Source organism: Edwardsiella piscicida (assembly GCF_001896205.1).
Classification (GTDB): domain Bacteria; phylum Pseudomonadota; class Gammaproteobacteria; order Enterobacterales; family Enterobacteriaceae; genus Edwardsiella; species Edwardsiella piscicida.
Map to the genome: position 1 here is coordinate 2,071,049 of NZ_MPNU01000001.1, position 13,182 is coordinate 2,084,230.

Consider the following 13,182-nt stretch of genomic DNA (forward strand, 5'->3'; position numbering starts at 1 on the left):
GCAATGGCTACCGTTCGGTTGATTTCGCAGCCAAAAACAGAAAAACCCGCCGATGGCGGGTTTTATCAACCGTGGTGAAGCGGTTTACTTACAGCGCAACCACGTCGGCTGCGGCCGGGCCACGCGGGGAGTCCTGGATAGAGAACTCAACCTGCTGACCTTCTGCCAGGGTCTTGAACCCATCGTTCTGGATGGCAGAGAAATGGACGAAGACATCTTTGGAGCCATCAGCAGGCGTGATGAAACCAAATCCCTTGCTTTCGTTGAACCATTTGACCTGACCGGTTTTCTTACTCATTACGCTTTCCTTCACTTTGAAAAACTGCCCTAAGGCATGCTTGAGCCTCTTAACGATACCGCCACCATGGTAAAGAAAGCATCAGTCCAGATATTTCTTCGGCATAGACGGCGCCCCGTTTTAAGACGCCATTATTAATGACACACTTCACTTCAGGGTGCAAATGGTTAGCTGTGTTTTTTAATCACGCCGCAAAAAAAGGTGCGTTATGGATTATTATTTCAGGATGTTTATTAAATGAAATTAAATATAAAATACCATATATTTCATTGCATTACGATATAAGATTAAATCTTTAAAACAGAAAAATAGGGTTTCCCAGCGCAATTTCCGAGATAGACATCACATTTATCGCCGTCACTCATTGCATAAAAATATCCCCTTTTCCTCCCGCCCCCACCGCGCCGCGTATATTGTCAGACATAATAAATAGGCGGCACCAGTATTACCCTGGCACCGCCTATTTTCTGTTCAGCCGCCCTCGCACAGGCGCGGAGATTAACGCGGTACGCGCATCCCCCCTTCAATCCCCTTCGGGCTTAACAGAACCTGCCACAGCTGAATGTCGCGAGCGCGGAATGCCCCGGCGCAGGCCGTAAGGTAATAGCAGAACATACGGTAAAAACGCGCGCTGTAGTTATCGCTGATCTCCGGCCAGCACGTCTGGAAACGTTGGTGCCACGCCATCAGGGTGCGATCGTAGTCTGGCCCAAAGCTGTGCCAATCCTCCATGACGAACAGCCCCTCGCTGTGGTTGGCGATGTGCGCCACCGACGGCAGACAACCGTTAGGGAAGATATATTTATTGATCCAGGCATCCACGTTCAGGTCAGTCTGGTTAGAGCCGATGGTATGCAGTAGGAATAGGCCATCCGCCTTCAGATTACGCGCGGCCACCTCAAAGTAGGTGCGGTAGTTTTTCGGACCGACGTGTTCGAACATCCCCACCGATACAATGCGATCGTAGCGGTTGTTCAGATCGCGATAGTCCTGCAGCAGAATATTGACATCCAGCCCCTGACAGCGCGCCTGCGCCATCTTCTGCTGTTCGGCGGAAATCGTCACCCCGTCAACGGAGACGCCGTAGTTTTCCGCCGCATACTGCGCCAGCCCGCCCCAGCCGCAGCCGATATCCAGCAGCTTCATGCCCGGCTGCAGCTGCAGCTTCTCGCAGATCAGCTTCAGCTTATCCTGCTGGGCCTGCTCCAGCGTCTGCGCCGTTTTCCAATAGGCACAGGAGTACTGCATATACGGGTCGAGCATCCGGCTAAACAGATCGTTCCCCAAATCGTAGTGCTCTTTCCCGACGATCCAGGCGCGTTTACGGCTCTGTAGATTAAAGATCCGCGCGGACGCGATGCGTACAATGTCAGCAGCGTGCTTCGGGAGTTGGGTATCCAGACCGGCGGTCAGAATGCGCTGGAAGAAAATATCCAGCCGCTCACACTCCCACCAGCCATCCATGTAGCTTTCGCCCAGTCCCAGGGATCCCTCTTGCAGTACACGGTGAAAAAACTGCGGGTTTTTTACCTGAATATCATAAGGCTGAGTGCCATTGATGGTAATCCCCGCCCGGCTCAGCATCTCTTCCGCGATACGGTACCAGTTATCCTGTTTTAATCCGCTTTCTTCAATGCAGGTCGCACTACTCATTCCACATACCTTCCCGCTGCACCCGATGCACTCCTGCGTTTGCGCAGCGCTGTTGAAGTCTTAAGCGACCGGCTCCCTTCCGGCCAAAACAATTAATCATACAATATTATTTATAATACAAATCTTCAAGCTGCGGCGCCTTACGCGCCGAGAGGGGAAGGCCGCGCTAGAAGTGGTTATTCAGCGCCCCGTCTATCCCCCGTTTTTCCAGTATATCCCTGCCTCCGACGGCGAAAACGCTCTAGTGAGACATAGCGCACAATTGTGTAAAGCATCCCCGGCAGCCCATAGTCAACACAATGAAATACAAAAGGTTATTTAAAGCTTATCGTTTTGTTGCTCATTGTAATAAAATCTTTCTCGTTGCCACGCAAACGGTTTCGTATATACTGCCGACGATGATTTCCCCGAGTGAACAGGAACAGAATCCATGCAGCCAATCGGAACCGCCCTTCGTCCCCATGCAACCCGCGTCATGCTGTTAGGCGCCGGTGAGCTCGGCAAAGAGGTCGCTATTGAGTGTCAGCGTCTCGGTCTGGAAGTGATTGCCGTGGATCGCTATGCCGATGCGCCGGCCATGCAGGTCGCCCACCGTAGCCACGTCATCGATATGCGCGACGGCGACAGCCTGCGGGCGCTTATCGAACGCGAGCGCCCTGACTATATCGTGCCGGAAATCGAGGCCATCGCAACGCAAACGCTGCTGCAGCTGGAGAGCGACGGCCAACGCGTCGTTCCCTGCGCCCGGGCAGTACAGCTCACGATGAACCGCGAAGGGATCCGCCGCCTGGCGGCCGAGACCCTGGCGCTGCCCACCTCCCCCTATCGCTTTGCCGATAGCATCGAGGCGTTTCGCCAGGCGGTGGCCGAGATCGGCTATCCCTGCTTCGTCAAGCCCGTCATGAGTTCATCGGGTAAGGGACAGAGCATCGTGCGCGGCGACGACGACGTGGCGTCCGCCTGGCAATACGCCCGCCAGGGAGCCCGCGGTGACGCCGACAGCGTCATCGTAGAGGGTGAGGTCCGCTTCGATTTCGAGATAACCCTGTTGACCGTACAGGCCAGCGACGGGATCCACTTCTGCGCGCCGATCGGGCACCGCCAGCAGGAGGGCGACTACCGCGAGTCCTGGCAGCCGCAGGCGATGAGCCCTGCCGCGCTGGCGCGGGCGCAGGCGATCGCCGCCTCGGTCGTCCGGGCGCTGGGGGGATATGGTCTGTTTGGCGTAGAGCTGTTTGTCTGCGGCGACGAGGTGATCTTCAGCGAGGTCTCCCCCCGCCCCCACGATACCGGGCTGGTCACGCTGGTCTCGCAGGATCTCTCTGAGTTTGCGCTGCATGTCCGCGCGTTTCTCGGGCTGCCGATCGGCGTGATCCGCCAGTTTGGCCCCAGCGCATCCGCCGTACTGCTGCCGTCGCTGCACAGCGACGACGTTACCTTCGCCAATCTCTCGCAGGCGCTGCGCCCGGCAACCCAGCTGCGCCTGTTTGGCAAGCCGCACATCGACGGCGTGCGGCGCCTCGGCGTCGCGCTGGCCTGGGGAGAGAGTACGGAAACGGCGCGCCAGCGCGCTAGGGACAGCGCGGCGTCGGTGGTTATCCGCCCCTAAACGCCCCCGGGGCGCCGCTGGCGCCTCGCCCTACTGCGACGCCTCGTCGTCGTCCGTCTCGTCAAACGCCACGCGGATCTGCTCGCCGCGGTGGCTGGCGCGGATCTCTGCGGCGACCTGGGCGATCGCTTCTCCGCTGCTCATCCCCTGCGTCATCAGCGTCTGGATGCGCTCCGCCGCCGCCTGCTGCTGTTCATGGGTTAATGCCGGCATACCGCCAACCATACAACGTCTCCTCTCGGTTAATTCCGCTGCAGTATATAGCCAACCCGCCGGACGGAACAGCGCCGTGGTGATTGCCGCGCAGGCGCCATCCGTAGATAATTGACCTAAATCATATACAGACCGATGAGACCCCCACGCCGCTATGACCGCTATCCCCGAACTGACACAGCGTGACCTTCCCTACCAGCCCGATGCGGCGCTGCGCTACTTTGCCCCGCTGGCGCACCATCCCTGGGCCATGCTGCTCAGCTCCGCCGCCGCCGACCACGCCCACAACCGCTATGATATTGTCGTGGCCGACCCCTGCGCCACGCTGCAGACCCGCGGCGAGCGGACGCGGATCGCCACGCGGGACGGCGCCTGCCGGGAGGACGACGGCGATCCGCTGACCCTGCTGCGCGCGGAGATAGCGCGCTATCTTCCCCGCTGCTCGCCGCCGCCGGATCTGCCGTTTTGCGGCGGGGCGCTCGGGCTGTGGGGCTACGATCTCGGGCGACGATTCGAACGTCTGCCCAGCCTGGCCTGCGCCGATCTGCAGACCCCGGACATGGCGCAGGGGATCTACGACTGGGCGCTGATCGTCGATCATCATCGGCGCCGGGTGACGCTGCTCAGCTGGCGGGACGCCGGAGCGCGGCTGGCCTGGCTACTGGCGCAGACGCCCGCCCCCGTCGCCCCCTTCAGCCTGACGTCTGGCTGGCAGGCTAACCTGAGCCGAGAGGCCTATCGCCAAGCCTTCCAGCGGATACAGGCGCACTTACAGGCCGGCGACTGCTACCAAATCAACCTGACCCAGCGCTTCAGCGCCGACTACCGCGGCGATGAGTGGCAGGCCTTCCTGCGCCTGACGCAGGCCAACCGGGCGCCGTTTTCCGCCTTCCTGCGTCTGCCGCACAGCGCCGTGCTCAGCGTCTCGCCGGAGCGTTTCCTGCAGCTCACCCAGGGCGATATCGTTACCCGCCCGATCAAAGGTACTCTGCCCCGGTGTCCGGCGCCCCATGACGATGCCCAGCAGCGCCTACGCCTGGCCGCCTCGGCCAAAGATCGCGCGGAGAACCTGATGATTGTCGATCTGATGCGTAACGACGTTGGCCGGATCGCCGCGCCGGGCAGCGTCAGCGTGCCCGAACTGTTCGCGGTGGAAACCTTCCCCGCCGTTCACCATCTGGTCAGCACCGTCTGCGCCCGTCTGGCCGAGGGGCTGGACGCCTGCGATCTGCTGCGCGCCTGCTTCCCGGGCGGCTCGATTACCGGCGCGCCCAAGATCCGCGCCATGGAGATCATCGATGCGCTAGAGCCGCAGCGGCGTAACCTCTACTGCGGCGCCATCGGCTATATCAGCGCCTGCGGCAACATGGATACCAGCATCACGATCCGTACCCTGCTGGCGGAGCATGGACGCCTGCACTGCTGGGCGGGCGGCGGTATCGTCGCCGACAGTGAGGCGGAGGCCGAGTACCAGGAGACGCTGGATAAAGTCAGTCGGATCCTGCCGCTGCTGGCGAACGGAGCGCCCCCGCGATGCGACTAAGCCCGGCGCTGGCCCGCTTTGTGGCCCATTTTCAGCTGAATCGCCCGCTGCCGGAGCGCCCGCCGCGCCACACGCGCCAGGCGGCGGTGCTGATCCCCATCGTCAACCGCCCACAGCCGACCCTGCTGCTGACCCGACGCGCGGCCGACCTGCGCAAGCACCCCGGCCAGGTCGCCTTTCCCGGCGGAGCGCACGATCAGCAGGATGCCTCTCTGTATGCCACCGCCCTGCGCGAAGCGCAGGAGGAGATCGGGCTGGATCCCACCCGGGTCAAGATCCTCGGCCATCTGCCGCCGCAGGACAGCAGCAGCGGCTTCTGCGTTACGCCGGTGGTCGCCATCCTTTCCACGCCGCTGCGCCTGCACCCCAACCGCGACGAGGTCGCGCAGATCTTTGAGCTGCCCCTGACGCAGGCGCTGGAGCCGGGCCGCTATCATCCGCTGGATGTGACCCGCGCCGGCGCGGCGCACCGCCTTTACCTGTCCCGCTACCGGGAGTTTCTGATCTGGGGACTGACGGCGGCGATGATCCGCCGCCTGGCCCTGCAGACCCGCGCGCCCTGAGTCGGCGCCGATCCCCTACCTCAGTTTATCCGAGCCGCGCGGCGCCACGGCGCGGCGGCCGCGCGCGTTTTTGCTAGCCACCCGACAAAAACGGACCGTCGCCGTCCCCCAGCGAGCAACAATGTGAATATGTCTTGATTTTCACTCTTCACAGGGTCATATGATAGAAAAGTGGAAATTGGCAGCATATTCCCATGGTTATTTTGCGCAGTTCGCCGTACCGCCGATCGCCGCGTTCCCGCGCGAGAGAGCACGCCAGTGGCACAATTACGCGTGCGCCGACGCCGCAGTTCGGTTATTGTTGGCGCCCCATTAAAGGGGCCTGTGCAGCATTAAATTATTTAATGCGAATCGGCGATAACAACTCCACCCGCCGCCGCCGTGACGGCGACCCCGGGTGACACGTGACCCGCGATTGCGCCGGTCGACGACTTTACACCAGCAGCACAAGACATAGCCTCTTTAAGGAGCTTTAGCGTGATTAGCGTTTTCGACATGTTCAAGATCGGCATTGGCCCCTCCAGCTCCCATACGGTCGGCCCGATGAAAGCCGGGAAACAGTTTGTCGATGATCTGGCGGCGCAGGGTCTGTTGCCGTCGGTCACGCGCGTTGCCGTTGACGTTTACGGCTCGCTCTCACTGACCGGTAAAGGCCATCACACCGATATCGCCATCATTATGGGGCTGGCGGGAAACCTGCCGGACAGCGTCGACATCGACGCCATTCCTGAGTTTATCCGTACCGTGGAGAGCAGCGAACGGCTGCCCCTGGGCCGCGAAGGCCACCCGGTAATCTTCCCTCGCGACGGCGGTATGGTCTTCCGCAGCGATAACCTGCCGCTGCATGAAAACGGGATGACCATCCGCGCCTACGGCGCCGGCGACGCCCCGCTGTACAGCAAAACCTACTACTCCATCGGCGGCGGCTTTATCGTTGATGAGGAGCACTTTGGCCAGGACAGCGGCGACGACGTCAAGGTTCCCTATCCGTTCCACTCCGCGCAGGCGCTGCTGGACTATTGTGAAGAGACCGGGCTCTCCATCAGCGGGCTGGTAATGAAAAATGAGCTGGCGCTGCACGGCAAAGAGGAGATTTACGCCTACTTCACCGCCATCTGGGACACCATGCAGGCCTGCATTGAGCGCGGACTGAACACCGAAGGCATTCTGCCGGGGCCGCTGCGGGTGCCGCGCCGCGCCGCCGCGCTGCGTCGGATGCTGGTCACCAGCGACAAATACTCACGCGATCCGATGAACGTGATCGACTGGGTCAACATGTTTGCCCTGGCGGTCAATGAAGAAAACGCCGCCGGCGGACGCGTCGTCACCGCGCCGACCAACGGCGCCTGCGGCATCGTACCGGCCGTGCTGGCCTACTACGACCACTTTATCGAACCCGTGACCCCGGATGTCTTCGTGCGCTACTTCTTGGCCAGCGGCGCTATCGGCGCCCTGTATAAGATGAACGCCTCGATCTCCGGCGCCGAAGTCGGCTGTCAGGGCGAGGTGGGCGTCGCCTGCTCCATGGCCGCCGCCGGGCTGGCGGAGCTGCTGGGCGGCAGCCCGGTGCAGGTGTGCATCGCCGCAGAGATCGGCATGGAGCACAACCTGGGGCTGACCTGCGATCCGGTCGCCGGTCAGGTACAGGTACCGTGCATCGAGCGTAACGCCATCGCCTCGGTGAAAGCGATCAACGCGGCCCGCATGGCGCTGCAGCGCACCTCCGCGCCGCGCGTCTCCCTGGACAAGGTGATTGAGACCATGTACGAGACCGGCAAAGACATCAACGCCAAGTACCGAGAAACCTCGCGCGGCGGCCTGGCTATCAAGGTTCAGTGCGGCTGAGGCACAGCCGCTGCGATAGCACAGCGGGGGCATTCGCCCCCGCTGTCTTACCCACTCCCCCGCCATGGTGCTACGGGCGCGCGTCCGGTGCGCTCTCGTGCGCGCGGTGGCGATGATAGCCATCCAGCATGCTACGGAAGATCTGCCCCGGCGTATCCCCCAACGTACACAGATAGAGATGGGCGCACAGGAACATCAGTGCGACCACCGCCAGCACCATATGCAGCGTCAGCATCAGCGGCGCCTGTCCGGCGCTAAACTGCGGATAAAGGCACAGCAGACCGCTGACCATCAGCAGCGGCACCAGCGCATACATAATCGCCAGATAGGCCAGCTGCTGCAGCGGGTTAAATTTGCCCCGCGCATCCGCGACGAAGGGGTGCGCCTCGCCCTTCATTATGCCGAACAGATAGAAGCGCGCCTGGCGCAGGCAGCGCGAGATCAGCCCCCGCCAGCGGACGCGGTAATGGCGTCCATTGCCGCTCAGCAGGTTGATCAGTACAAAGCCGACCCAGGCGACGATCAGCACATAGCCGCACAGCGTATGCAGAGCGACCCACTGCGCCACCGGCCCCAGCGAAAAGTGGCCGCACAGCCCGCTCAGCAGCAGCAGAACAAACAGCAGCGCGTTGCTCCAGTGCCAGCAGCGCACCGCCGCCGAGTAGAGATACAGCCTCACCGGTACCCCCGGGGCATGCTTCGGCGCCAGGGCGTAGCGCAGCGCCCCATGCAGCGCCAGCCCGACCAGCAGCGCGACGACCAGCGCCGCCGCCAGCGCCAGCCACTGTGGCCAGTAGTCCGGCGTGTAGTGTAACTCCGCACCCCAAATGCTATTCATGCTTGCTCCTCCCGGTGGATCTCTTTACGACGATACAGGCTGACATCTCCGCTGCGCGCATCCCGCTGGCGATAGACCTCCTCTTGGCCAATCCAGCTCTGCACCTCCGCCGACTCCAGACGACCAAAGTGCAGCGCATCGGTCGGGCAGACCGAGACACAGGCGGGCGCCAGCCCCTCCGACAGGCGACTATCGCTGCAGAAGTTGCACTTATCCGCGACGCCGCTGCGCGGATCCAGATAGCGCACGTGGAAAGGACAGGCGGCGACGCAGTAGTCGCAGCCGATGCAGCGGGACTTATCGACCTGCACGATCCCGTTATCATCCCGGAAAGAGGCGCCGGTAGGACACACGCTGACGCAGGGTGCATCGGCGCAGTGCTGGCACGAGACCCGAACAAAGCGGAAGCGGCCATCCGTCTCCTGCTCCGGCAGATGGATCTGCACCTGCAGCCGACTGTATGCCGCAGGCACATCGTTCAGCACCCGGCAGGCGACGGTACAGGCCTGGCAGCCGATGCAGCGTTTTTCGTCATGCAGCATGACATAGTGGTTATCGTTCTGATTCATCGACGGCTCCTTCAGGCGCGGCTCAGGGTAACGCCAGCGGTGTGTACCACGGTGCCGGACACCGGGCTGGTTTCATGGGGCAGCAGATTGCCGCAGTGGATCCCGTGGCGGGTGGCCTCCGTACGGGCACCGGCCTTCGCGCCAAAGCCCATATAGACAAACAGGGTATCGGGGCGGATCGCCGGGGTCACCAGCGCCCGGCCCTTTTCCCGGCCGATCGCGTTTTCCAGCCACACCATATCGCCGCTGCGAATACCGCGCGCCTGCGCCGTTTGGGGATGTACCCACACCGCGTTATCCCACATCAGCTCGCTCAATAGCGGCACATACTGCGTCGCACCGTTGGTGTGCACCGCTACCTTGCCCTGAATAAAATAGAGCTGATCCGGCTGCTTAAGGGCCAGATTCCGAAAGCGCGGGGCGCCATAGCCCGGCAGTAGCGCCTCCAGCGTCGCCGAATAGAGCTCGATACGTCCACTGGGCGACTTAAAGCGCAGAGCCCCGCCCAGCGTGCCGTCGCTATCGCACTGCGCCGCCGCCTGAGGATAGCGCTCGATAAACCGCGCAACCGAGGCCGGCTCGCGCAGCAGCAGCGGCACCCCCCAGCTGAGATATCCCTTTTCGCGCAGCGCACCGTACAGCGCCCGATCGCCCCCCAGCTGAAACAGCTGGCGCGTCGCCATCGTCTCCCAGGGGTAGTACTGGCCCAACCCCAGCGCCTCCCCCAGCTCCTTCCAGATCTGCCAGCTGGGCCGCGCGTCGCCGATGGTCTCCACCACCTGCTGACGCAGCGCATAGGCCGGGTTGAGGCCGGACACATCGCTGACCTCCTCATCGCGCTCCAGATAGGTACACTCCGGCAGCAGATAGTCGGCATAGGCGGCGCTTTCGCTCAGATACACATCGCAGCTCACCACCAGATCCAAGCTCTCGACGGTCTTCACCAGATCGGGGCGACAGGTGACGGTCTGAAACGGATTATGGCGCGACATAATCCACCCCTTCAGCGGATAAGGCGTCTGCTTCAGTGCGGCATCGATAATGCTTTGCACCACGCCGCCGCTGGCGGTGATATAGGTAAACTGCGGCGCCGTCGCGTCAATACGCGGCGCCTGGATGGATGGCATCCCCTTCACTCCGGGTTTGGCCAGCGTCGGCGCCACCGTCTCGCCGGCTAGCTTGTTATACACGGAGGCCCCCTTCTTCTGATACAGGCCGCCCTGACGCTCCACGTTACCCAGCAGGGCATTCAGGGTGAAGATCATCCGCCGCATGTCGATCTCTTCCTGCGAATAGGTCGCGCGGTGGCCCGGGTTGACCATCGCGTGGGGCGCGCAGGCGGCCAGCTCACGGGTCACCCGTACGATGACCTGCGCCGGGATATCCGAATGCTGCTGCGCCCAGGCCGGCGTGGTCTCACTGACCGCCGCCGCCAGCCGATCGAATCCCAGGGTATAGCGATCGACAAAGGCCGCATCGTACAGACGCTCGGCGATCATCACGTGACACATGGCCATCAGCACCGGCAGATCGCCGCCGGGGCGGATCGCATGCCATTCATCGGCCTTGCTGGAGAAGACCGACAGCCGCGGATCGAAGCTGACCACCTTGGCGCCCCGCTCCTGCGCCATCATCATTTCATGCGTATCGGCGACCTCGATTCCCTCATACAGATTGTGACCGAAGGCCACCATATAGCGGGTGTTGACGATGTCCATCGCCAGATCGCCGCCCATCATCACCTTGGCGGCGATAGACTTACCCGCCGGACAGGTCGAGGCGTGGGTAAAGGTATTCGGGGAGCCATAGGCGGAGGCCAAATGGAACAGGTGCCCCGAGAGGGAGCCGGACTTGGAGGAGAACGCCAGGCTCTGCGCGCCGTGCTGCGCCTTGATGGCATTCATTTTTTCAGCGATCTCACGGTAGGCCTGCTGCCAACTGATCGTCTGCCACTCCCCGGCGCCGCGCGGGCCGCTGCGCTTCATCGGCCTGACGATACGCTGCGGATCGTTGACCAGACTCACCCCGCTGCCGCCGCGGGCGCAGATCCGCGTGCCCTGATGCGCCGCCTGCGGATTTCCTTGGATAAACACCGTTTTATTGTTCACCACCTGCGCCTGTATCGGGCAGCGGAAAGAGCACATCTCGCACAGACTGGGCGTCAGCCTAGCCTTACCTTTTATTTCATCGGGTCGATTCAACGCCAGCGCCCCGGGCGGAAAACTGCTTAGGGCACATCCACTACAGCCAATTCCAATGCCTTTAAGAAAAGAACGACGACTGATGCTCATATAGTCTCCTTTTTATTATATAAAATGATTATAGGGAGAAATGAGATTTATTATTTGAGCTCATCAGCAAATAAGCAGCCTATGGGAAATTATTTCCCCACTACTGACGCCGTCATGATAAATAAATGTGAACAGATGTTGCGTCAATATATACCGGGAAAACGGGTAAATTAAAAATAGCATAACCAGATAAAGCAATAATACATCGTCAACGCCGATAATAGTATAGCGCATCATTGCTTTATTCCATTATTAGGGCGCCCCGCCGCCCTGCGCGGCGCGCCACGCGCGCGATGCGCTGCAACATCCGCCCCCTGTCATCGGGCATATCTCCTCTCACCGCGCCAGCAACGGGGATCACTACAGATTAGCCCGGCTAACATGAACCGGTTTTTAATGGCATATTCAATGAATCACCACCATTAATCCAGAGCGAGAATAGCGCGGCGCAATATATTTATGGCATATCCAATAAACTTTTTCGCAACATTTCAGCAAGACACAGCACAAATAAGCGCGGGGCGTTTGTGGCATATTCAACAAATAATGATATGGAATCTCATCGTCATATTCATGACAAGGTCATGACCGCCCGCCGATTATTCCCCACCCCGTACCGCGACGATCTCGATATCTACGCACCTCGATCGCCGCGGGTCAATACCGGGGACACTCCGTTCGCGCGCGGCTACGGCAGCACAATATTGCTCTGGCTCAGCAGCCCCATGCGCTGATGAACGGCGCAGGCCGCTTCCACGATCGGCATCATCAACGCCGCGCCGCTTCCCTCCCCGAGGCGCATCTCCATATGCAGGTACGGCGTCAGCCCCAGCGCCGCCAGCGCCAGCGCCGCCCCCTTCTCCGCCGAATGGTGCGACGGGATCAGATAGGGATGTACCCCCGGTGCGATCCGGCAGGCGGCCAACGCCGCGGCATAGGAGAGAAAGCCATCCAGCACCAGCGGAACCCGCGCCGCCGCGGCCCCGATCATCACGCCGGCCATGCCGACCAGATCGAACCCGCCCAGCGCCGCCAGCGTCGCCACGCCGTCTTGGGGGTCGGGCGCGTTGATACGGATAGCCTGCTCCACCACCGCCACCTTATGCCGTAGACGATCGGCCGGCAGGTTGGCGCCCAGCCCCACCGTCTGCGCCGGCGCGCTGCCGGTCAGCACGCTGACCAGCGCCGCCGCCGGCGTAGTATTGGCGATGCCCAGTTCGCCGATCCCCATCAGATCGACCCCCGCCTTGGCCTGCGCCATCGCCAGCCTGGCGCAGCGCACCAGCAGCTCTTCGGCCTGCGCTCGGCTCATCGCCGGGCCGTGCGCAATATTGCCACAGCCCCGCCCCATGCGCATATTGACCGCCTGCGGCAGGGGATCGGCGTCGATGCCGGCATCCACCAGCGTGACGGCGGCGCCGGCCTGCTGCGCCAGCACACACACGCCGGTGATCCCCAGCGCCATATTGTGCGCCTGGATGGCGGTCACCGCCTGCGGCGAAATGGCGACCCCTTCCTGGTATACTCCGTGATCGGCGGCGATAACGAAGATCTGTTTCTTCGTCACGGTCGGCGGCCGCGGCGCAGTGATCCCGGCCAGCTGAACGGCGAGCTGCTCCAGCCGTCCTAGACTGCCGGGGGGCTTCAGTAAACTGTCTTGGCGCTGGCGCGCCTGCGCCTGTGCCGCGTCGTCCAGCGGACGAATGGCGGCGACGATCTCCGCCAGCGCCTGTGCATAATGGGTCATCGTTGCGTATCTC

The 13,182-nt window shown here is 61.8% G+C and carries 11 protein-coding genes; 4 read left to right on the forward strand and 7 right to left on the reverse strand.

The annotated features are described in order from the left end of the window. Positions 1 to 88: 88 nt before the first annotated feature. Complete coding sequence (gene cspE, locus BRD58_RS09520) at positions 89 to 298, reverse strand: transcription antiterminator/RNA stability regulator CspE (protein WP_012848672.1); 210 nt, start codon at positions 296 to 298, stop codon at positions 89 to 91. Between the two features lie 498 nt (positions 299 to 796). Beyond that, the gene (gene cfa / locus BRD58_RS09525; RefSeq protein ID WP_015461544.1) at positions 797 to 1,951 is read right to left on the reverse strand and encodes a cyclopropane fatty acyl phospholipid synthase; all 1,155 of its coding nucleotides are present in this window, start codon (positions 1,949 to 1,951) and stop codon (positions 797 to 799) included. A gap of 430 nt (positions 1,952 to 2,381) precedes the next feature. Here cfa and purT point away from each other — a divergent pair, with 430 nt between their 5' ends. Continuing rightward, the gene (gene purT, locus BRD58_RS09530) at positions 2,382 to 3,560 is read left to right on the forward strand and encodes a formate-dependent phosphoribosylglycinamide formyltransferase (RefSeq protein WP_015461545.1); all 1,179 of its coding nucleotides are present in this window, start codon (positions 2,382 to 2,384) and stop codon (positions 3,558 to 3,560) included. Between the two features lie 30 nt (positions 3,561 to 3,590). Here the strand turns inward: purT and BRD58_RS09535 are convergent, their stop codons facing one another. Continuing rightward, positions 3,591 to 3,785 carry a YoaH family protein gene (locus BRD58_RS09535; RefSeq protein ID WP_012848677.1) on the reverse strand — a complete coding sequence of 65 codons (195 nt, stop codon included), beginning with the start codon at positions 3,783 to 3,785 and terminating at the stop codon, positions 3,591 to 3,593. A gap of 142 nt (positions 3,786 to 3,927) precedes the next feature. On the opposite strand from BRD58_RS09535, the gene pabB reads away from it, so the two are divergent. The 3 genes from pabB (at position 3,928) to BRD58_RS09550 (ending at position 7,724) form a co-directional block, all read left to right on the forward strand. Further along, positions 3,928 to 5,316 (forward strand): aminodeoxychorismate synthase component 1, encoded by a 1,389-nt coding sequence (pabB, locus tag BRD58_RS09540; protein WP_034168178.1) that lies wholly within the window; start codon positions 3,928 to 3,930, stop codon positions 5,314 to 5,316. Beyond that, complete coding sequence (locus tag BRD58_RS09545) at positions 5,307 to 5,879, forward strand: CoA pyrophosphatase (RefSeq protein WP_012848679.1); 573 nt, start codon at positions 5,307 to 5,309, stop codon at positions 5,877 to 5,879. The genes pabB and BRD58_RS09545 overlap by 10 nt, the downstream gene beginning before the upstream one ends. Before the next feature lie 477 nt (positions 5,880 to 6,356). Next, positions 6,357 to 7,724 carry an L-serine ammonia-lyase gene (locus BRD58_RS09550; protein ID WP_015461549.1) on the forward strand — a complete coding sequence of 456 codons (1,368 nt, stop codon included), beginning with the start codon at positions 6,357 to 6,359 and terminating at the stop codon, positions 7,722 to 7,724. 70 nt (positions 7,725 to 7,794) lie between these two features. On the opposite strand, the gene phsC is transcribed toward BRD58_RS09550, so the two are convergent. The 4 genes from phsC to cobT all read right to left on the reverse strand — a co-directional run bounded on the left by phsC (position 7,795) and on the right by cobT (position 13,169). Beyond that, positions 7,795 to 8,562 carry a thiosulfate reductase cytochrome B subunit gene (gene phsC / locus BRD58_RS09555; protein ID WP_015461550.1) on the reverse strand — a complete coding sequence of 256 codons (768 nt, stop codon included), beginning with the start codon at positions 8,560 to 8,562 and terminating at the stop codon, positions 7,795 to 7,797. After that, positions 8,559 to 9,131 (reverse strand): 4Fe-4S dicluster domain-containing protein, encoded by a 573-nt coding sequence (locus tag BRD58_RS09560; protein WP_012848682.1) that lies wholly within the window; start codon positions 9,129 to 9,131, stop codon positions 8,559 to 8,561. The genes phsC and BRD58_RS09560 overlap by 4 nt, the downstream gene beginning before the upstream one ends. An 11-nt stretch (positions 9,132 to 9,142) precedes the next feature. Then, complete coding sequence (phsA, locus tag BRD58_RS09565; protein ID WP_069578667.1) at positions 9,143 to 11,422, reverse strand: thiosulfate reductase PhsA; 2,280 nt, start codon at positions 11,420 to 11,422, stop codon at positions 9,143 to 9,145. A gap of 688 nt (positions 11,423 to 12,110) precedes the next feature. Beyond that, the gene (gene cobT / locus BRD58_RS09570) at positions 12,111 to 13,169 is read right to left on the reverse strand and encodes a nicotinate-nucleotide--dimethylbenzimidazole phosphoribosyltransferase (protein WP_069578669.1); all 1,059 of its coding nucleotides are present in this window, start codon (positions 13,167 to 13,169) and stop codon (positions 12,111 to 12,113) included. Positions 13,170 to 13,182 lie beyond the last annotated feature (13 nt).